Raw genomic sequence first — 18,753 nt, 5'->3', positions numbered from 1 at the left:
AATTAATTAAATGTGATAGAATAAATACAAAAAGAGTAGTTCAATGCAAGTAGAAGTTAAGTTAAAAGAAAATGCTTATAAGGTTTATATTGATGAACTTGAAGAATTAGAATTTGATAGTAAGGTTTTTATACTTTCAAATCCTAAGATTTCAGGTCTTCATTTGAAAACATTACTTTCTAAAATTAAGGCAAAAGAAATTTTTATTGCTACTGTAAAAGATGGTGAAGAATATAAAAATTTAAGCACCATAGAAGAAATTTTAAACCAAATGTTTAATTCTAAATTGGATAGAAAAAGCGTGCTTATAAGTTTTGGTGGTGGCGTGATTAGTGATATGGGCGGATTTGCTGCTAGTATTTATCAAAGAGGTATTGATTTTATAAATATTCCTACTACACTTTTAGCTTGCGTTGATGCAGCAGTAGGTGGAAAAACAGGTGTTAATAATAATTTTGGTAAAAATCTTATTGGCACTTTTTATCAACCTAAAGCTGTATATTGTGAGAGTTCTTTTTTAAAGACTTTGAGTTCTAGAGAACTTGCTGCAGGCATGGCTGAATTTATTAAAATGGCAACAATGTTTGATGATAGTATACTTGATTTTATAGAAAAAATTGATGAAAAAAGTTTCTTAAATGCTACTTGTGAGAATGAAATTTTTACTCAAATTATAGCAAGAAGCATAGAACTTAAATCAAGGGTTGTTGAACAAGATGAAAAAGAATCAGGGCTTAGAATGCTTTTAAATTATGGTCATACTTTTGCTCATGTTATAGAAAATTTTACAGATTATAAGCTTTATTTACACGGAGAAGCGGTGGCTATAGGTATGGTTATGGCAAATCAATTGGCTTTAAATTTAAGGCTTTTGGATAAAATGCAAAGTCAAAAAATAAAAGATATTTTACTTAAATTCAGTTTACCAATATCATATAAAATCAACAATGTAGATGAATTTTATGAAGCTTTTTTCATGGATAAAAAAAGCTCTAATAAAAAAATCAATTTTGTTCTTGCTAGTCCTTTGGGTAAGGGTTTGATAAAAGGTGATATTTCTAAAGAAGATATAATTGCAACTTTAAGAGAATTCCAATGAAAAAAATTATTATTTTAACCTTTTTTGTTGTTTTTGCTTTTGGTGATGTAAATCGGACTATTATTAATAATATAAATGAGAAAATTAATACTTTAAATACTGTAATCAGTGCTAGTATTTGGAATATACGTTATGAAAATTTTATAAAATATCAAGATATAAATGATGAATTAATCATTTTAAATCTTAATTTAAAAAAGACTTCCGATATTCACCAACAAGAAGAACTTAAACGCAAGATAGCAAATTTAGAAGAGCAATTGAGCTTGCTTAAAGAATACAAAGATTTAAATTTTGCACAAAGTCTTAGCGCCCCTGATAATATAGAAACTTTATCTAAGCTTACTAATCCTTTGGCTATTATAGGAGCTTTTTCTCATATTAAGAAATTAAAAGGAGAAAAGGAAGAATATATATTTAAATTTAATGATTTTAAAAATTTAGTAGATAAAATTAGAGAAAAAAACTCAGAACTTAAAGAATTGGTTGAGCTTAAACCAAGTGTTGAGAATATAGAAGCTTTAAAAGCTTCGGATAAAAAATTAGAAGAATTTGAGCAAGCTTTAAATTTTGCTAGTGTTTCTTATTCTGTTTATGAGAAAAAAATTGATGAAGAGCTTTCTCGAGTAAGTGCTGAGATTAAAATTCAAAGCTTAAGGGCTGTAAATATACTTGTTGCTATTGTTATTGTTATAGCTATAGCTTTTATGTTGAAATTTATTGCTAAAAAATATATTAAAGATAGTGAAAGATATTATACCGCTACGAAGATTATTAATTTTATTAATATAAATATTATTTTTCTTATTTTGCTCTTTGCTTATATAGAAAATATTACTTATCTTGTAACTATACTTGGTTTTGCTTCTGCAGGCTTAGCTATTGCTATGAAAGATATGTTTATGTCTATGCTTGGATGGTGTGTGATTATTTTTGGTGGAAGTTTTAGAGTAGGAGATCGTGTAAAGGTTTTTCAAAATGATACTACCTATATAGGAGATATTATAGATATTTCTTTTTTACGCATTACTCTTTATGAAGAGCTTACGCTTGAAACTTATAGTAAACATCGTCGCAGCGGACGTATTATATTTATTCCTAACAACTATGTTTTTACAAATTTGCTTGCTAATTATACTCATCATGGTATGAAAACCGTGCTTGATGGCATTGATATAAGTGTTACTTTTGATAGTAATCTTGATAAGGCGCAAGAAATTGTGGAAAATATTGTTACACGCCATGCCAAAGGTTATACTGAGCTTGCTAGAAAAAATATAGCTCGTTTACAACATGAATATAGTATTAAAAATCCTAAAGTGGAGCCAAGGTTTTTTATGTTTTTTGAACATTGGGGAATGCGAATTTCTGCATGGTATATGACCAATGCTTATGCGGCTTTGGTATTAAGAAGTACGATTAGCAAAGAGATTATAAAAGAATTTAATAAGCATAAAGATATAAAAATTGCTTATCCATCGCAAAATTTATATTTGGGAAATTTAAATCAAAATCATTTTGAACAACATCATGAAAATATGCATTTTCATGCAAGGAATAAAGATTGAAAGAAAAAGTTTTTTTTAAAACCTTTGGGTGTCGCACAAATATTTATGATACAGAGCTTTTAAAAAGTTATGTAAAAGATTATGAGATTATAAATGATGAGAATAAAGCACAAATTATCGTTGTAAATTCTTGCACGGTTACAAATGGAGCTGATAGCGGGATAAAGTCTTATGTAAATACCATGCAAAAAAAAGGCATTAAAGTTATACTTACAGGTTGTGGTGCTGTAAGCAAAGGTAAGGAGCTTTTAGATAAAAAGCAAGTTTTTGGAGTGCTTGGAGCGTCAAATAAAGATAAAATCAATGAATTTTTAGGAGCAAAGACAAGTTTTTATGAACTTGGAAATTTAAATTTTATTGATAAAGATATAGTTTGTGAATATGAAAATCATACCAAAGCTTTTGTGAAAATTCAAGAAGGTTGTGATTTTGCTTGTTCTTATTGTATTATCCCTAGCGTGAGGGGAAAATCAAGAAGTGTGGATGAAAAAGCTCTTTTAAAACAGGTTGAAATTTTGGGAGCTAATGGTTATAGTGAAATTGTTTTAACAGGGACTAATATAGGTTCATATGGGCTTAAAAATGGCACAAGTTTAGGCAAGCTTTTGCGGAAAATGGGACAAATTTCAGGTATAAAACGCATAAGGTTAGGTAGTTTAGAACCCGCACAAATTGATGAGAGTTTTTTAGAAATTTTAGATGAAACTTGGCTTGAAAGGCATTTACATATTGCATTGCAGCATACAAGTGAAAAAATGCTTCGTATAATGCGAAGAAGATCGCATACGGATAATGATTTAAAGCTTTTTAATACTATAGCAAGCAAAGGATATGCTTTAGGGACGGATTTTATAGTAGCTCATCCAGGTGAGAGTGAAGAGCTATGGCAAGAAGCTTTGAAAAAATTTAAAGAATTTCCACTCACTCATATTCATGCTTTTATTTTTAGTCCTAGAAACAACACGCATTCTGCTACCATGAAGGATGTGATAAATGGAACTTTAGCTAAAGAAAGGCTAAACACTTTAAAATCCATAGTAGAAAAAAATAATTATGAATTTAGGAAAAAAAATCAAGTTTCACTTGAAGTTTTGATAGAAAATCAAAAAGATGGTTTTTTTGAGGGTTATGATCAGTTTTTTAACAAGATCAAAATTAAAAGTGATAAAGATATAGCTAAAGAATGGATTGTTATATCTGAATATGAAGTGCAAGAAAAGTCTAACTTTGCAATTTTAAAAGGCTAGATAATGAAAAATAAAAAGATAATTTTAGCATCTTTTATGGTTTTATGTATGCTTTTGGGAATTTTATATTTTAAAAATGAACCTAAATATATAGATGAAAATCTTTATCAAAGTCTATTAAGCCAAAATTTAATCCAAAAAGCTGTGATTGATAAAGACGAAATTTGGCTTAAGGCAGAAGGTGAAAATTACGTAATTATAAAAGATGGCATAGATATAAAAACACTTTTAGCAAAAGTTCCTATAGAGGTTAAAAAAGATAACACGCTTTGGGTGTTTTTTATTTTACTTGTTTTTATTATCGCACTTTTTATAAGTCTTGGTTATTTTGCCCGTAAAAAAGAATTGGCTAAATATCCTATATCAAATAAGAATCACATTCAAGCTCAAAATTCAAATATTAATTTAGAAAGTTCTCATATAAAACCTGTGATTTCAGATATTACTTTTAATGATGTAGCAGGTGTTGATGAAGTTAAAATGGAACTAAGCGAACTTGTAGATTTTTTACAAAATCCTAAAAAATATAAAGAATTTGGTGTAAAAATGCCAAAAGGTGTTTTAATGGTAGGCCCACCTGGTGTAGGAAAAACATTGATAGCAAAAGCAGTTGCAGGAGAAGCAGGGGTGCCATTTTTTTATCAAAGCGGTTCAAGTTTTGTTGAAATTTATGTAGGTATGGGTGCAAAAAGAGTTAGAGAGCTTTTTTCAAAAGCTAAAATGATGGCTCCTAGTATAGTTTTTATCGATGAAATAGATGCTGTAGGTAAGGCAAGAGGAGAAATGTCAAATGTTGAAAGAGATAGCACTTTAAATCAACTTTTAACTCAAATGGATGGTTTTGAGGATAATAGTGGGGTTATAGTTATAGCTGCGACAAATAAAATCGAACTTATGGATCCTGCTTTATTGCGTTCTGGGCGTTTTGATAGGAGAATTTTTTTATCTTTGCCTGATTTTAAGGATAGACTTAAAATTTTAGAAATTTATATGAAAGATAAAAACAATAATGTCAATTTAAATAAAATCGCCAAAGCAAGCGTAGGTTTTAGTGGAGCAGGGCTTGAAACTTTGGTCAATGAAGCAGCAATTAATGCTTTAAGAAGAAATAGTGCTTTAGTCGAGGAAAGTGATTTTTATGCTGTATTAAATAAAGTTCTTTTAGGCAAGAAAAAGATTTTAAGTTTTAATGATGAAGAGAAGAAAATTCAAGCCACTTATCAGGCTGCAAAAGCTTTGAGTGCGTATTATTTTGACATAGGATTTGAAAAAATCACTCTCATTGAAGATCGTTTTAAAGAATATGAGCATAATATAAGATCAAAATCAGAGCTTATCAATCGTATAAAAGTTTATTTGGCTGGTTCTAGAGCTATGAGATTGATTTATAATGAAAGTTATACTAACTCGCAAGATGATTTTTTAAAGATTAAAGAATTGCTTGATTATATGTTGAGTTTTGATATGTTAGAAGAGCCAAATTTAAATGAACAAAAAAAAGAAATGGATGAATTTTTAAATTCTATGAAGGATAAAATTTTAAAATTATCAGAGCTTTTGCTTGAAAAAGAAAAGATAGAACATGATGATGTTAAAAATATAATGCAGGTTTGATTATATTTTAATCATCAATTTCTTTGTGCAAGATAGTTCCATTAAAATCTATAAGAATTTTTACATCGTTATCAAGTTTAATCTTGTAATGATTGATTTTTCTTTCGATTTCTCTAGCTTTTATATTTGGAAATTCGTTTTTAATGATATTGGCTAAATTTTGAGGTAAAAAATCTAGATCAAAAGGAAAGGCTTTATTTTCAATTTCCTTCCAAGCTCCATCTATGTCAAATTCAAGTTCTGTCCCATCGCTAAGATAGACTTCATAGGAATTTTTGTCTTTTTGTACGATCCCTATGGGTGCTTTGAAATTATGTTGTAAAAATTCTTTAGAAACACTTGGCAAATTATCAGCAGAAATTATTATATCAGCATTTAAAGATAAACTTAAAATAGTAATAATACTTAAAAATTTAATTTTCAATATTTTTCCTAATTATTTTTTAGTAAAATTGTAAAGAATTTATGTGAATTTTATGTGAATTTTAAGACAATATTATAAAAAATAAAGGTTTTATACTTTGCTTACAATTTTTTTAATTTTTTTAAATATTTTATGTTATTTTTTGATTTCTTATGATTATTATAATATCCTTGGTTTGAATATTTTATTTTTTAATGGAGCTTATTGGCAACTTTTAAGTTCAATGTTTTTACATGGAAATTTAACTCATCTTATATTAAATATGATAGTTTTGTTTCAATTTGGGCGTATATTAGAAACTTATTTAGGTGCTTTGCGTTTTATTTTTATTTATTTTATTGGCGGATTGTTGTGTTCACTTTTAAGTGTTTTTTATGTGTATTTTGATTTTAAATATTTCGGAGAAAATATAAATGTCATAGGCGCTAGTGGTGCAATTTGTGTTTTAATGGGCTTTTATGCTGTTCTTGATAAAAATAGCACAAAAGGACTTATAGTGGCAATTTTACTTATGAGTTTTGCGCCATTGCTTATGGGGGTAAATGTTGCTTGGTATGGTCATATTTTCGGGTTTATGTGTGGTTATATTTTAGCTAAAATAAAAGAGGTAAAATGAAAAAAATTTATATTATAAGACATGCAAAAGCAAGTAAGAGAGGAGATATCGATGATTTTGAAAGAAAACTTACTAAGAGTGGAAAGGAAGATTTAAAAAAACTTTTTAAAAATCTTGCCTTACATGAAATTCATCCTGATTTGGTGCTATCAAGTCCTGCTGTTAGAACCGCTAAAACAGCGAAAAAAATAGCCAAATTTTATAATTTTGATAAAAATAAAATTTGTTTTGATGAAAGATTGTATCTTTGTAATGTTGAAAATTTGCTAAAAATTCTGCAAGATATTGATGATGAGTTTAACGAAGTATTTTTAGTGGGTCATAATCCTGGTTTAATGGAGCTTGGAGAGTTATTAAGCTCGCTATGTTTAGCTTCTTTTCCAACTTCTTCTATCTTGTGTTTAGAATTTGATATTAAGGAATTTAAAAATTTAAAAAAACATAGCGGAAAATTAGTTTTTTTTGAACATGTGCGCAAGTTAAAAGAAGAAAAAGATTTGGGTTTTTAGCAAGAGATTGACTCTTACTTCCAACCTTCAATATAATTTTTTAGTTTTCTTCCTACTTTAGGGTGTTTGAGTTTTTTTATAGCTGAACTTTCTATTTGTCTCACTCTTTCTCGAGTGACATTAAGCTCTTTTCCAATTTCCTCTAAAGTTCTATCACTTTCATCATCCATTAAACCAAAACGCATACGAATTACCGCTTTTTCTCTATCGTTTAATTGATCTAAAACTTCATCAATTTGTTCTTTTAAATCATCCTTTAAGATATGATCCATTGGAGAAAGTGAATTTCTATCTTCAACAAAATCTCCAAATTTACCATCATCTTCATTTCCTATTGGAGCTTCAAGAGAAATTGGTTCTTTTGTGATTTTAATAACTTGTTTAACCTTATCTACGCTTAAACCTACTTCTTTAGCTATAACACTGACATCAGGTTCTTTTCCATCTTTTTGTAGATGTTCGCGGATAATTTTGTTAATTTGATTGATGGTTTCTATCATGTGGATTGGAATTCTTATGGTTCTTGCTTGGTCAGCTATAGCCCTTGAAATAGCTTGTCTGATCCACCAAGTTGCATAAGTGGAAAATTTATAACCCCTTTTGTATTCAAACTTATCCACAGCTTTCATTAAACCTATATTTCCTTCTTGAATAAGATCTAAGAAAGGTAGACCACGATTTGTGTAGCGTTTAGCTATGCTTACAACAAGACGCAAGTTTGATTTTGCCATTCTTCCTTTTGCTTCATCAGAGATTTTTTTACCGCGTTTAATTTGCTCTAAAATTTCTTTTAAACGTGATTTTTCAAGATCAAAGCTTTTTTCACTAGCTTCTTTAGTTTGAAATAGTTTTTTAATTTCCATATAAGTGCTTACCATGGTTGTTTCTAAAGCTCGCTCTGTGATTTCTTCTTTGCTCAATTTTGTAATATCTTTTAAAATATCTGCATGGCGTTTTTTAAGTTCATCAGAAAACATAGGTAAGCGGTATTCTAAACGCTTAAGTTCTTTGTCAAATTCTTCATCACTTTTTAGTGCAGTTTCCATTGATTTTACGATTTCACTAATAAGTTTTGAAGTAGGGCCTAGATCCATTAATTTTTCTTTTAAAATATTTTTTTTGAATGCAATGCTTAATTTATCTAAAAGCTCATCTCCACTTTCCTTGTCTTTGGATGTTTTTAGCCAATCTTTTTTAGCTTTTTCTAGAGCTTTAAATTTTTCTATAACTTTTAAAGTTCTTTCATCTTCTTTTTTGCTGTTTTTTTTAGTATTTTCTTCATCTGTTTCTAATTCTGTTTCGTTTTCTTCATCTTCGTCTATATCAAGTTCATCAAGTTTATCATCATTTTTTTCTTCATCGTCAAAGCTTTTAAATAATTCTTTTACTCTTCTTTCTCTGTTTATTAAAGGTTCTTTATAATCTAAAATAAAATCTATCAAATAAGGTACAGAACAAAAAGCATCAATGATAATATCTTCACCAAGTTCTATTTTTTTAGAAATTTCAATTTCTTCATCTTTGTTTAATAAAGCAATTTGCCCCATTTCTCTTAAATACATACGAACAGGAGAGTCTGATCTGCTCCATTCTAATAAATCGTTTTCATTGGCTAAATCAAATTCGTTCTCAAGGCTTGTATCTTGGAGTTTTTGTTTTTCTTCTTGAAGTCTTTTTGCATCTTCTATGTTTTTCATTTGTGCAATTTCAGCTGCTGAAAAAAGTTGCACTTTGTGTTTTTTCACTAATGCTTGCACTTTTTTAGCGGTTGATGCACTTGGTTGTTTTGTAAGATATTTTACCAATTTTTCATATGTGATATAATCTTTTGCATTTTCTTGAAATAATTCTTCTAATTCAGCTTCTTGAGTTTTGGCGTTCATTGATTATCCTTGAAATTTATATAAGCTTTAGATTTTATCTAAAAATTGCTTAACTTTCTATATAAATCGGTTATTATGCTTATGATTTAAATATTTTTTCAAATTTTTCTAAAGCTCTGTTAAAATTATAATTTTTTCTTTTTAAGGTATAAAATTTACGCTTTAGGTTGATATTTTTTAACTTGATTTCATAAAGTGTTGAATTTTTTAATTCTTTTTCTATGCTTTTTTTGGAAAAAATAGAGATTGCTTTTTTTTGTAAAACAAGTTCTTTAATCGCAGCCATTCTATCAAGCTCAAGAAAAATATTAAGCTTTTTTGAGCTTGCACCAATTTCATTTAAAAATTTATCCCTTAAGCCTGAGCCTACTTCTCTTAAAATCCACTTTTGTTCTAAAAGTTCATCGATATAAAATTCTTTTTCATTGAGTTTTTTATCACTTGTGGCTACTATAAGTTCATCATCTTGCCAAAAATTTATTTCTAAATTTTCATACTCCACTAAAGCTGGATCAAGTTCTGCTTCAATGATTGCAAATTCTATATTTCCGTTTTTTAGCAAATTTAAACATTCTTTTGAATTCTGCGTTTGAGAGTGAATTTCTATGTTTTTAAATTCTGCTTTAAAATCAAATAAAATAGGAGCTAAAAAATGTTCAGAAATGCTTTGAGTTGAGGCTATTTTTATTTCCCCTAAGAGCATGCTTTCGTCGTTTAATTTTTCTAAGCTTTGGTAGTAGGCTTGTATAATTTTTAACCAATTTTTTCCTAGTTCTAAAGCTTTTGGTGTAGGTAAGAGTTTTTTTCCAAGTCTTTCAAATAAAATGCCATCAAATTTATTTTCTAAATTTTTAATTACTATTGAAACATTAGGTTGAGTTATGGAAAAATTGTTGGCTGTATGAGTTGGACTTTGAGTGTTTAAAAGATCTAAAAATATTTCCATATCTTTGATTTTCATGAGTGATTCCTTTATTTAATAAAAAAAAATTATTATAAAAATTAAAATAATATATTTTTATAATTTTAATAAAAAAAATATAATAACACAAAATTTAGAAAAAGGAAAATAAATGAAAACAAGTTTTTTAGCACATAGCATGGCTATAGTGCGTTCAAATTTTAAGGGTTTGCTTTTTACTGCTTGTATAGTGATTTTTGCTATGTATTTTTCTAGTGTTCAAAGTATCAAAGATACTACTCATTTGGCAGCGACTGCTTTTGCTATCATCATAGGAGTGTTGCTCTCTCCTTGGTTTTTTAAATACCAACATCATTTTCAAGCTGGAGTGCATTTTAGTGCAAAAAAGCTTTTAAGACTCGGTATTGTTTTATATGGTTTTAATATTACTTTAACTGAGCTTTTAAGTGTAGGGTTGAAAGGGTTTTTACTTTCTGCTATAGTGATATTTTTTGTTTTTATTATTGCTTTATTTGTAGGGATGAAAATTTTTAAACTCGATAAAGAAACTTCTATGCTTGTTGGAGCCGGAAGTGCGATTTGCGGTGCGGCAGCAGTTTTAGCGTTGGAGTCAAGTTTAAAAAGTGATCCTTTTAAAGGAATTTTAGCTGTAGGTACGGTGGTGATTTTTGGACTTGTGTTTATGTTTTTGTATCCTATAGCTTTTTCTTTAAATCTTTTTCCTTTTTTTGATCAAAATGCTATGGGGGTTTTTATGGGGGCTACTTTGCATGAAGTGGCAAATGTTGCAGGTGCCGCTGAAATGGCAAAAGATATGGCAGGATTTGAGCAAGGTGCTTCTAATGTTGCAGTGATTATAAAAATGATGAGAGTGATTTTACTTGTGCCTTTTTTGCTTATAGTGACTTATTTTTTTGCTAAAAATCAGCATTCAAGCAGTGGAAAAACTGCAAAAAGTATCACTATCCCTTATTTTGCTTTTGCATTTTTAGGTATGATAGTTTTAAATACTTATCTAGCAAGTAAAGAAAATATTTTAGGTATTGCTACGAGTGATATTATTTCTTTAGGTAAAACACTTTGTACTTTATGTATTGTTTTTGCTATGGCAGCTTTAGGTTTACAAATTGACTTTAAAAAATTTTTAAAGAGTGGCTCTAGAGTATTTGGTTTGGCTTTTGTTTTAGGGCTTGTTTTGATTTTTGGAGGATATTTTTTAACTTTAACTTTTAAAGATATACTTTGGTAATAACAATTATTTTTTGAAAAAATTTATTTTTATTAATCAAGTGATAATATAATTGTTTTTGTTTAATAAAATCTCATTTTGAAGGAGTTAAAATGAAAAAAATTGTTTTAAGTATTTTAAGTTCTTGTTTATTAGCATCTGCTTTAAGTGCCGTATCTTTTAAAGAAGATAGTTTAAAAATATCTTTTGAAGGGTATAAAACTAAGGATATGGTAGGAGTAGAAGGTGAATTTAAGAATGTAGAATATAAATTTTCTAAAAATACAAAGGATTTTGCAAGTTATCTTAAAGGAGCTAAAGCTACTATAAAGCCAAGTAATGCTTTTATGGGTGAAGGCAATGATGTTATAACCAATAATATCACAAAAGTGTTTTTTCCTGCTTTATTGGGAAATGCAGATATTAAAGTTGTTTTCCAAGATGTGATTGTAGGTGAAAACAAAGGCGTTATTTCAGCAAAAATTACCATGGATAAAAAAAGTACTATTGTACCTTTAACTTATACTATCAAAGATAATAAATTTGAAGCTAAAGGGCAGCTTGATTTGCATACTTTTAAAAATGGTTCTAAAGCATTAAAAGCATTAAGTGATGCTGCTCCAGGACATGGTGGAATCTCTTGGCCTTTGGTTGATATCAGTTTTAATGCTGATTTAGCAGAATAAAAAGTAGCCTTAGGGCTACTTTAAAATACAGTATTTTCTTAAATTATTTTCAAAAATTTCATAATTTTTTATATTTTCAAGTTCTTGATAAATTTCACTGCCTTTCCATAAAATAAAAATTGTATTTTCATCTTTTAGATTTTTGCAAATTTCAAGCAAAGGCTTGACATCCATTAAGGCTCTTGAAGTGATGATATCGGCTTTAAAGGTATTTTTACACTCTTGAACTTTTTCTTTGTAAATATGTAAATTTGAAAGTTCGCATTCTATTTTTAGTGTCCGCAAAAAGGCAGCTTTTTTGGGATTGGGTTCGAAAAGATGAAAATTGCTTTGCAGTAAAAAGGCTAAAAATACAGCTGGAAATCCTGCACCACTTCCTATATCGGCAATATTTTTTGCTTTAGAAAAATCATAAAAATCTAAAATTTTAATACTATCAAAGATATTTTCATCTATATTTTTTAAATGAGTAAGATTGTGAATGCGGTTAAATTTAGATAATAATTCTTTATAAATTTTTACCTTTTCTTTAAAGTTTTTTAAATCGTAGTGTTGTAAAAAATCATAATCTTTAAAAATCATTTATTTAAGATGTCCCATTTGAGTTTGTTTTATGTTTAAATATTCTACATTAAAACGGTTAGGTTCTATTAAAATCGGTATGCGTGTGATGATTTTTTCCTTAATGGACTCTAGTTTCTCGGGATTATTTGTGAGTAAATTAACCTTAGAAATTTCATAGTGTTTGAGTATAAATTCTACAATTTCATAAGTTCTCTCATCGGCTTTAAAGCCAAGCTGATGATTTGCTTTAATCGTATCAAAACCTTTATCTTGTAAAGCATAAGCATTAACCTTGTTAAAAAGTCCTATACCTCTTCCTTCTTGTCTAAGATAAATCACCATTCCGCCATTTTTGTCTATATATTTTAACGAAAATTCAAGCTGTTCTCCACAATCACATTTTAAACTTCCTAAAGCATCTCCTGTTAAGCACTCTGAATGAATTCTTAGATTGAGTGTGTCTTTTGGAGTATTTTTAAATATACATAAATGTTCTTTATCATTTTCTTTAAAACTTTGTATTTGGAAATTTCCCCATTTGCTAGGTAAATTCGCAATTTCTGAAATTTTTATTTTCATTTACTACTCTCTATAATCAAATTTATGTTAAGATTTTAGCAAAAAAAGGACAAAAAAATGTTTAAAAGATTTAGAAGATTAAGGCTTAATGAAAACTTAAGATCTATGGTAAGGGAAAATTCTTTAAGCGTGAATGATTTGATTTATCCGCTTTTTGTGGTTAGTGGAACGGGGATAAAAAAAGAAATTTCTTCTATGCCCGATGTGTTTCAAATGAGTTTAGATGAAATTTTAAAAGAGTGTCAAAATGTAGTCAACTTAGGTATTAAAGCTATTATACTTTTTGGCGTTTTAGAAAATGAGAAAAAAGATAGTTGCGGAAGCGATGCTTTAGATGATGAAGGGCTTGTTGCAAGAAGCATAAGAGAGATTAAGAAAAATTTTCCAGATCTTTTTGTAATTAGCGATCTTTGTTTTTGTGAGTATACAGATCACGGGCATTGTGGGATTATCGATCCAAAAACAAAAAGCGTGGATAATGATGCCACTTTAGAAATTTCAGCCAAACAAGCCTTAGTTCACGCAAGAGCAGGGGTAGATATGATAGCACCTAGTGGAATGATGGATGGTATTATCACTACTTTGCGTAAAGCTTTAGATAAGGAAGGTTTTGAAAATTTGCCTATAATGGCGTATTCTACTAAATTTGCATCAAGTTATTATGGGCCATTTCGAGATGTAGCAGAGTCAGCTCCAAGTTATGGAGATAGAAAAAGCTATCAAATGGATTTTGCTAATGGTAAAGAAGCTTTAGAAGAAAGCTTAGAAGATGAAGCACAAGGAGCTGATATTTTAATGGTAAAACCCGCTCTTGCTTATCTTGATGTAATTAAAGAAATATCCCTTTATTCTAACTTGCCTTTGTGTGTTTATAATGTAAGCGGAGAATATGCTATGCTAAAGGCAGCTAAAAATGCGGGAGTGATTGATTATGAAAAAATCTTATATGAAACTATGATAGCTTTTAAAAGAGCAGGGGCAAAGCTTATCATCACTTATCATGCCAAAGAATTAGCTAAAATGTTAAAAGGAGAAAAATGAAACATTTTTTAACTTTAAGAGATTTTTCTAAGGAGGAAATTTTAAGCCTTGTAAATCATGCTAGCGAGCTTAAAAAAGAGCCTAAAAAACTTTTACAAGATAAAACTTTAGCAATGATTTTTGAGAAAAATTCTACAAGAACAAGAATGGCTTTTGAATTAGCCATAACAGAGCTTGGCGGAAAGGCTTTATTTTTAAATAGCAATGATTTACAACTTAGTCGTGGCGAGCCTGTAAAGGATACAGCTAGGGTGATAGGGGCGATGGTTGATTTTGTGATGATGAGAGTCAATAAACATGAAACTTTACTCGAATTTGCAAGATATTCTAAAGCCCCTGTGATCAATGCTTTAAGCGAGCTTTATCACCCTACTCAGGTTTTAGGAGATTTGCTTACTATCAAAGAATGGAATAAGATGCAAAATGGTATAGCAAAAGTTGCTTTTATCGGAGATAGTAACAATATGTGCAATTCTTGGCTTATTGCGGCTGCGATTTTGGGCTTTGAATTTAGTATAGCTATACCAAAAAACTATAAAATTAGCCCTGAAATTTGGGAATTTGCTATGAAACAGGCTTTGATTTCAGGAGCCAAAATTTCCTTAAGTCATGATAAATTTGAAGCCTTAAAGGATAAAGATGTAGTCATCACCGATACTTGGGTTTCTATGGGTGAAGAGAATGAAAAAGAACGCAAGATTAAAGAATTTGAAGGATTTATAATCGATGAGAAGGCTATGAGCGTTGCCAATAAAGACGCGATATTGCTTCATTGTTTGCCTGCTTATAGGGGTTATGAAGTGAGTGAAGAAATTTTTGAAAAACATGCAGATGTGATTTTTGAAGAAGCAAGAAATCGCCTTTATGTGGTAAAAGCCTTGCTTTGCTTTTTGGATAATCAGAGAGGAAGAGAATGAAAGAGCTAGAAAAGTATAGCATTTGCTTAAAACGCATTGATGAATTTAGTCAAAATCTAGGAATAAAGAAAAAAGATAGAACGATTTTTAAAATGAAGCAAAGCGAGAATGAAAACGAAAAATGTTTAGTTCTTGAAAATGGAAGTTTTGATTCTCCTGAGCCTTGGTTTGTGATTGATGAAAACGATGAAATTCACACTTTGCTTTCTTTACAAAGTCTTAAGAATATACTTGAAAGTTTAAAACAAAGTCAAAAAGAGAATTTTGAATTGCGTTTAGAAAAGGCGATTTATCAACAAATTCCTGTAGATTTTAACGATGTTTGGACGGTTGCTATGGATGAGATCAAGCAAAAGGCGCAAAATGGCACCATGGAAGTTAGTATTGATCTTGAAAAATTAATTTCTAAAATCAAACAAAAGCATCCAAATTTATTTGTAGATATGCAAGCGATGATAGAAAGGGTAAACCAAAATGAGAGATTATAAAGCTTTTGTAAAATACTCTAAAGCAGGACCACGCTACACTTCTTATCCTACAGCAGTAGAGTTTAATGCAAATTTCAAATACGAAGAATATATAGAAATTTTAAAAAAGCAAGATAGATCTTTATCGCTTTATTTTCATTTACCATTTTGTAGGAGTGCCTGTTATTTTTGTGGTTGCAATGTTATTTATACAGCCAAAGAAGAGAGTAAAGAAAGATATTTAACTTATATTTTTAAAGAGCTTGATATTTTAAGTACTATTTTAGATACTAAAAGAGAAGTGGTGCAAATGCACTTTGGGGGCGGAACTCCAACTTTTTTTAGTGCTAAACAACTTCAAAATTTGATTTTAAAAATCAGATCTATTTTTAGAAATTTTTCTAAAGATGCAGAGATTAGCTGTGAGATCGATCCGCGTTTTTTAAATGACGAACAAGCCACAGTTTTAACACAAAATGGCTTTAATCGTATCAGCTTTGGAGTGCAGGATTTTGATGAAAAAGTTCAAAAAGAAATTCATCGCATCCAGCCTTTTGAATTAACACAAAATGCTTTAAATCTTGTAAGAAGTAAAGGCATAAAGTCTGTAAATATGGATTTAATTTATGGTTTGCCTTATCAAAATTTACAAAGCTTTACACAAACTTTAGAAAAAGTTATGCTTTTAAATCCTGATCGTTTGGCGATTTTTAATTACGCTCATGTGCCTTGGCTTAAGAAAAATATGAGAAAATTTGATGAAAATACCTTGCCAAGTCCTGATGTTAAACTTGAAATTTTAGAATTTTGTGAGAATTTTTTGAGTAAAAACGGCTATAAAATGATAGGTATGGATCATTTTGCAAAAGAAAATGATGAGCTTTTTAAAGCTTTAGAAAATGGAACTTTACATAGAAATTTCCAAGGTTATACTACTAAAGGTGGTGCTGATTTAGTCGGTGTTGGGCTTACAAGTATAGGCGAAGGACAAAGACATTATGCGCAAAATTTTAAAGATATGTCAAGTTATGAGGCTGCATTAGATAGAGGAGTTTTGCCTTTTGAAAGAGGCGTAGCTTTAAGCGATGATGATGAGCTTAGAAAAGCAGTGATTATGGAGTTAATGGCAAATTTTAAGCTTGATATCAAGTCAATAGAAAAAGAATTTTGCATTGATTTTCAGGAGTATTTTAAAGAGGATTTAAAAGCTTTAGAAGAATACAAAGATTTTATTAATTTTGATGAAAATTTTATCAAAGTCAATGAAACAGGTGTTTTGCTTATAAGAAATATTGCTATGTGTTTTGATGCTTATATGAAAAACATTAGTGAAGATAAAAAAGTATTCTCAAAAACGGTGTAAGATGAAATTTAGTCAAATAAGTGATGCTTGTGTTAAATGTGGCAAATGTATACCTGTTTGTACTATACATGAAGAAAATCGCGATGAAATTACCAGTCCAAGAGGATTTTTAGATCTTTTATCTGCTTATAAAGAGGGAATTCTAGAACTTGATAAAGAAGCTAAGAAAGTTTTTGAATCTTGTTTTTTATGTACCAATTGTGTTGAAGTGTGTCCAAGTAAATTAAGAGTAGATAATGCCATAGAAGAAGTTCGTTATGACATAGCTAAAAAATTTGGTATAGCTTGGTATAAAAAACTTATTTTTTTCTTTTTAAGAAGACGCACAATTTTAGATTTGGTAGCTAAGCTTGGCTATGTGTTTCAAAGTTGTGCGTTTAAAATTCAAAATGAGAATGAAAATACAGGTATGAAGGCAAGATTTTCCATGCCTTTTGTTAAAAAGGGAAGATTACTTACAAGTTTTAATAAAAAAAGTTTCTTAAATTCTAATCCAAAATTTATCAATAATGATGGAGAAAAAACAATAGGTTTTTTTGTAGGTTGTTTGGCGAATTATTTTTACATAGATACGGCTAATGCAGTGCTTAAAATCACTAGGGAATTAAAAATCAATGTGGATTTGATGAAAGAACAAGTGTGTTGTGGAGCGCCGCAATTTTTTACGGGTGATTTTAAAAGTGTTGAAGTTTTGGCTAAAAAAAATATTGAGTATTTTGAAAAAAAATTAGAAAAATTAGATGCTATTATAGTTCCTGAGGCCACTTGTTCGGCTATGTTAAAGATAGATTATGAACATTTTTTTATAATGCAAAATGATTTAGACTGGGCAAAACGCGCAAAATGTGTGTCATCTAAGATATATATGGCTAGCGAGTATTTTTATAAATTTACTTCTTTGGAAGAAATTTTAAAAACAAAAAATAAATTTAATTATAGCATTACTTATCACGATCCTTGCCATGCAAGAAAAATGCAAGGGGTTTTTAAAGAGCCAAGAGAACTTTTAAAAACAAATTATCATTTTGTGGAAATGAGTAATTCTAATACTTGTTGCGGTTTTGGCGGGGTGAGTATGCAAACGGATTATTATGATAAAGCCTTAAGTGTAGGGCTTAAAAAAGCACAAATGATCGATGAAAGTAAGGCTAGTGTGGTAAGTGCCGAGTGTTCAGCTTGTAGAATGCAAATTTCAAATGCATTAGAACAAAATTCAAGTAAGGTTGTTTTTGCTAGTTCTTTAGAGCTTATAGCAAAAGCTTTGTGATGATGAAGATAGTATTTAAAGGCAAAAGTTCTGAATATGAAATTCAAAGATCGTGCTTTTGTGTTGATGCTTTTGTGATTAAAGATAAGATTGAAGAACGAGATGGTGTTGATTTTATCACTTCAAATATAGAGCTTTTGGAATTTAGTGATGACAGTTTTACTTTTGAAGAAATTGTAAAACATTTTAATATTTGTAATAGTGAAGATATGATTATCGTTGAAGATTTTGACATGAAATCAAACAAAGATAATCAAAACCAAGAAGATAATATAAAACATGACATCTTAAAATCTGAAAAAATAATACATGAAAACACAAAACAAATAAGTATGCAATTTAAAAATTTAAAATTTTTTTCAAGAATTTTTAAAAATGAAAATTTTCTTTCTGATTTTAAAGAAAGCAAGCAAGAAGTTGTTGTTATCAAAAAACATGAAAAACTTGAAATTTTTAAAAATTTATCTCAAGAAGATCAAGAAATTAGCTTTGTTAAAATTGAAATTTTAAATTATGATAGTAATGAAGATAGTTTAAGTTTTAATCTTGATATATTTCCAAGCGGTATGAGCTATAAGTATGGAATTTTAAAAGGTTCTATGCATATTATTTTACAAGGTAAAACTTCTAGTACGATGCTTTTTCCGTTTTTAAAAAGCATGATTTATAAAAATAAAAGCGAAAATTCAAGTGAAAAAATTTTTACTTTAATGATAAATCAGAAAAAGCACTATAAACTTGTCGCAAATCTTTCTTAGT

The 18,753-nt window shown here is 29.1% G+C and carries 19 protein-coding genes; 14 read left to right on the top strand and 5 right to left on the bottom strand.

Going from position 1 to position 18,753, the window contains the following annotated elements; genetic code table 11:
- Positions 1–43 precede the first annotated feature (43 nt).
- The 4 genes from aroB to AJ930_RS01515 are packed head-to-tail and all read left to right on the top strand — an operon-like array spanning position 44 to position 5,528.
- The gene (gene aroB / locus AJ930_RS01530; protein ID WP_053872347.1) at positions 44–1,099 is read left to right on the top strand and encodes a 3-dehydroquinate synthase; all 1,056 of its coding nucleotides are present in this window, start codon (positions 44–46) and stop codon (positions 1,097–1,099) included.
- A complete protein-coding gene (locus AJ930_RS01525) occupies positions 1,096–2,667 on the top strand; it encodes a mechanosensitive ion channel family protein (RefSeq protein ID WP_044793978.1) in 1,572 nt (523 codons plus the stop codon). Before aroB ends, AJ930_RS01525 begins: the two co-directional genes overlap by 4 nt.
- A complete protein-coding gene (gene mtaB, locus AJ930_RS01520; protein WP_002861742.1) occupies positions 2,664–3,914 on the top strand; it encodes a tRNA (N(6)-L-threonylcarbamoyladenosine(37)-C(2))-methylthiotransferase MtaB in 1,251 nt (416 codons plus the stop codon). The genes AJ930_RS01525 and mtaB overlap by 4 nt, the downstream gene beginning before the upstream one ends.
- A 3-nt stretch (positions 3,915–3,917) precedes the next feature.
- The gene (locus AJ930_RS01515) at positions 3,918–5,528 is read left to right on the top strand and encodes an AAA family ATPase (RefSeq protein ID WP_070274729.1); all 1,611 of its coding nucleotides are present in this window, start codon (positions 3,918–3,920) and stop codon (positions 5,526–5,528) included.
- Positions 5,529–5,535: 7 nt separating this feature from the next.
- On the opposite strand, the gene AJ930_RS01510 is transcribed toward AJ930_RS01515, so the two are convergent.
- Positions 5,536–5,952: a PepSY-like domain-containing protein gene (locus tag AJ930_RS01510; RefSeq protein WP_002853760.1), complete on the bottom strand. Its 417-nt coding sequence runs from the start codon at positions 5,950–5,952 to the stop codon at positions 5,536–5,538.
- A 97-nt stretch (positions 5,953–6,049) separates the two neighbouring features.
- Between AJ930_RS01510 and AJ930_RS01505 the strand changes: the two genes are divergently transcribed.
- Positions 6,050–6,568, top strand: a complete 519-nt coding sequence (locus AJ930_RS01505) for a rhomboid family intramembrane serine protease (RefSeq protein ID WP_002853517.1) — start codon at positions 6,050–6,052, stop codon at positions 6,566–6,568.
- A complete protein-coding gene (locus AJ930_RS01500; protein ID WP_002861738.1) occupies positions 6,565–7,077 on the top strand; it encodes a SixA phosphatase family protein in 513 nt (170 codons plus the stop codon). The genes AJ930_RS01505 and AJ930_RS01500 overlap by 4 nt, the downstream gene beginning before the upstream one ends.
- Before the next feature lie 14 nt (positions 7,078–7,091).
- Here AJ930_RS01500 and rpoD read toward each other — a convergent pair whose 3' ends face one another.
- Entirely contained in the window at positions 7,092–8,960 is a 1,869-nt protein-coding gene (gene rpoD, locus AJ930_RS01495) for an RNA polymerase sigma factor RpoD (protein ID WP_004305698.1), read from the bottom strand.
- 79 nt (positions 8,961–9,039) lie between these two features.
- Positions 9,040–9,921, bottom strand: coding sequence for a LysR family transcriptional regulator (locus tag AJ930_RS01490; protein WP_002932884.1), 882 nt, complete (start codon positions 9,919–9,921; stop codon positions 9,040–9,042).
- A 112-nt stretch (positions 9,922–10,033) separates the two neighbouring features.
- Between AJ930_RS01490 and AJ930_RS01485 the strand changes: the two genes are divergently transcribed.
- Positions 10,034–11,131, top strand: coding sequence for a YeiH family protein (locus AJ930_RS01485; protein ID WP_044779211.1), 1,098 nt, complete (start codon positions 10,034–10,036; stop codon positions 11,129–11,131).
- 92 nt (positions 11,132–11,223) lie between these two features.
- The gene (locus AJ930_RS01480; protein ID WP_002861734.1) at positions 11,224–11,796 is read left to right on the top strand and encodes a hypothetical protein; all 573 of its coding nucleotides are present in this window, start codon (positions 11,224–11,226) and stop codon (positions 11,794–11,796) included.
- A gap of 15 nt (positions 11,797–11,811) precedes the next feature.
- Here the strand turns inward: AJ930_RS01480 and rsmG are convergent, their stop codons facing one another.
- Complete coding sequence (rsmG, locus tag AJ930_RS01475; protein WP_004305702.1) at positions 11,812–12,378, bottom strand: 16S rRNA (guanine(527)-N(7))-methyltransferase RsmG; 567 nt, start codon at positions 12,376–12,378, stop codon at positions 11,812–11,814.
- Positions 12,379–12,939, bottom strand: coding sequence for a GTP cyclohydrolase II (gene ribA, locus AJ930_RS01470; RefSeq protein ID WP_053872889.1), 561 nt, complete (start codon positions 12,937–12,939; stop codon positions 12,379–12,381). It abuts the gene before it with no gap.
- A 57-nt stretch (positions 12,940–12,996) separates the two neighbouring features.
- Here ribA and hemB point away from each other — a divergent pair, with 57 nt between their 5' ends.
- From hemB to AJ930_RS01440, 6 genes are read left to right on the top strand one after another with little or no spacing between them, the layout of a single operon-like run.
- A complete protein-coding gene (gene hemB / locus AJ930_RS01465) occupies positions 12,997–13,980 on the top strand; it encodes a porphobilinogen synthase (RefSeq protein ID WP_044779212.1) in 984 nt (327 codons plus the stop codon).
- Positions 13,977–14,897, top strand: coding sequence for an ornithine carbamoyltransferase (gene argF / locus AJ930_RS01460; RefSeq protein ID WP_004305704.1), 921 nt, complete (start codon positions 13,977–13,979; stop codon positions 14,895–14,897). Before hemB ends, argF begins: the two co-directional genes overlap by 4 nt.
- Positions 14,894–15,385 (top strand): DUF2603 domain-containing protein, encoded by a 492-nt coding sequence (locus AJ930_RS01455; RefSeq protein WP_044779214.1) that lies wholly within the window; start codon positions 14,894–14,896, stop codon positions 15,383–15,385. The genes argF and AJ930_RS01455 overlap by 4 nt, the downstream gene beginning before the upstream one ends.
- Positions 15,372–16,727: an oxygen-independent coproporphyrinogen III oxidase gene (gene hemN / locus AJ930_RS01450; protein WP_002861729.1), complete on the top strand. Its 1,356-nt coding sequence runs from the start codon at positions 15,372–15,374 to the stop codon at positions 16,725–16,727. Before AJ930_RS01455 ends, hemN begins: the two co-directional genes overlap by 14 nt.
- Before the next feature lies 1 nt (position 16,728).
- A complete protein-coding gene (locus AJ930_RS01445) occupies positions 16,729–17,994 on the top strand; it encodes a (Fe-S)-binding protein (RefSeq protein WP_070233096.1) in 1,266 nt (421 codons plus the stop codon).
- Complete coding sequence (locus tag AJ930_RS01440) at positions 17,991–18,752, top strand: DUF5416 family protein (RefSeq protein WP_083263144.1); 762 nt, start codon at positions 17,991–17,993, stop codon at positions 18,750–18,752. Before AJ930_RS01445 ends, AJ930_RS01440 begins: the two co-directional genes overlap by 4 nt.
- Position 18,753: the final 1 nt, after the last annotated feature.

It is taken from the genome of Campylobacter sp. BCW_6871 (assembly GCF_001762325.1).
GTDB lineage: Bacteria > Campylobacterota > Campylobacteria > Campylobacterales > Campylobacteraceae > Campylobacter_D > Campylobacter_D jejuni.
The sequence above is the reverse complement of the archived record's forward strand: the minus strand, read 5'-3'. Positions and strand labels throughout refer to the sequence as shown.

Excerpts from the sequence above, each read along its gene's own strand:
- AJ930_RS01490 (WP_002932884.1), bottom strand. The coding sequence starts at position 9,921 with ATGAAAATCAAAGATATGGAAATATTTTTAGATCTTTTAAACACTCAA.
- argF (WP_004305704.1), top strand. The coding sequence starts at position 13,977 with ATGAAACATTTTTTAACTTTAAGAGATTTTTCTAAGGAGGAAATTTTA.
- AJ930_RS01480 (WP_002861734.1), top strand. The coding sequence starts at position 11,224 with ATGAAAAAAATTGTTTTAAGTATTTTAAGTTCTTGTTTATTAGCATCT.
- hemN (WP_002861729.1), top strand. The coding sequence starts at position 15,372 with ATGAGAGATTATAAAGCTTTTGTAAAATACTCTAAAGCAGGACCACGC.
- hemB (WP_044779212.1), top strand. The coding sequence starts at position 12,997 with ATGTTTAAAAGATTTAGAAGATTAAGGCTTAATGAAAACTTAAGATCT.
- aroB (WP_053872347.1), top strand. The coding sequence starts at position 44 with ATGCAAGTAGAAGTTAAGTTAAAAGAAAATGCTTATAAGGTTTATATT.
- rsmG (WP_004305702.1), bottom strand. The coding sequence starts at position 12,378 with ATGATTTTTAAAGATTATGATTTTTTACAACACTACGATTTAAAAAAC.
- AJ930_RS01485 (WP_044779211.1), top strand. The coding sequence starts at position 10,034 with ATGAAAACAAGTTTTTTAGCACATAGCATGGCTATAGTGCGTTCAAAT.
- AJ930_RS01455 (WP_044779214.1), top strand. The coding sequence starts at position 14,894 with ATGAAAGAGCTAGAAAAGTATAGCATTTGCTTAAAACGCATTGATGAA.
- AJ930_RS01525 (WP_044793978.1), top strand. The coding sequence starts at position 1,096 with ATGAAAAAAATTATTATTTTAACCTTTTTTGTTGTTTTTGCTTTTGGT.
- ribA (WP_053872889.1), bottom strand. The coding sequence starts at position 12,939 with ATGAAAATAAAAATTTCAGAAATTGCGAATTTACCTAGCAAATGGGGA.
- AJ930_RS01515 (WP_070274729.1), top strand. The coding sequence starts at position 3,918 with ATGAAAAATAAAAAGATAATTTTAGCATCTTTTATGGTTTTATGTATG.
- AJ930_RS01500 (WP_002861738.1), top strand. The coding sequence starts at position 6,565 with ATGAAAAAAATTTATATTATAAGACATGCAAAAGCAAGTAAGAGAGGA.
- rpoD (WP_004305698.1), bottom strand. The coding sequence starts at position 8,960 with ATGAACGCCAAAACTCAAGAAGCTGAATTAGAAGAATTATTTCAAGAA.
- AJ930_RS01445 (WP_070233096.1), top strand. The coding sequence starts at position 16,729 with ATGAAATTTAGTCAAATAAGTGATGCTTGTGTTAAATGTGGCAAATGT.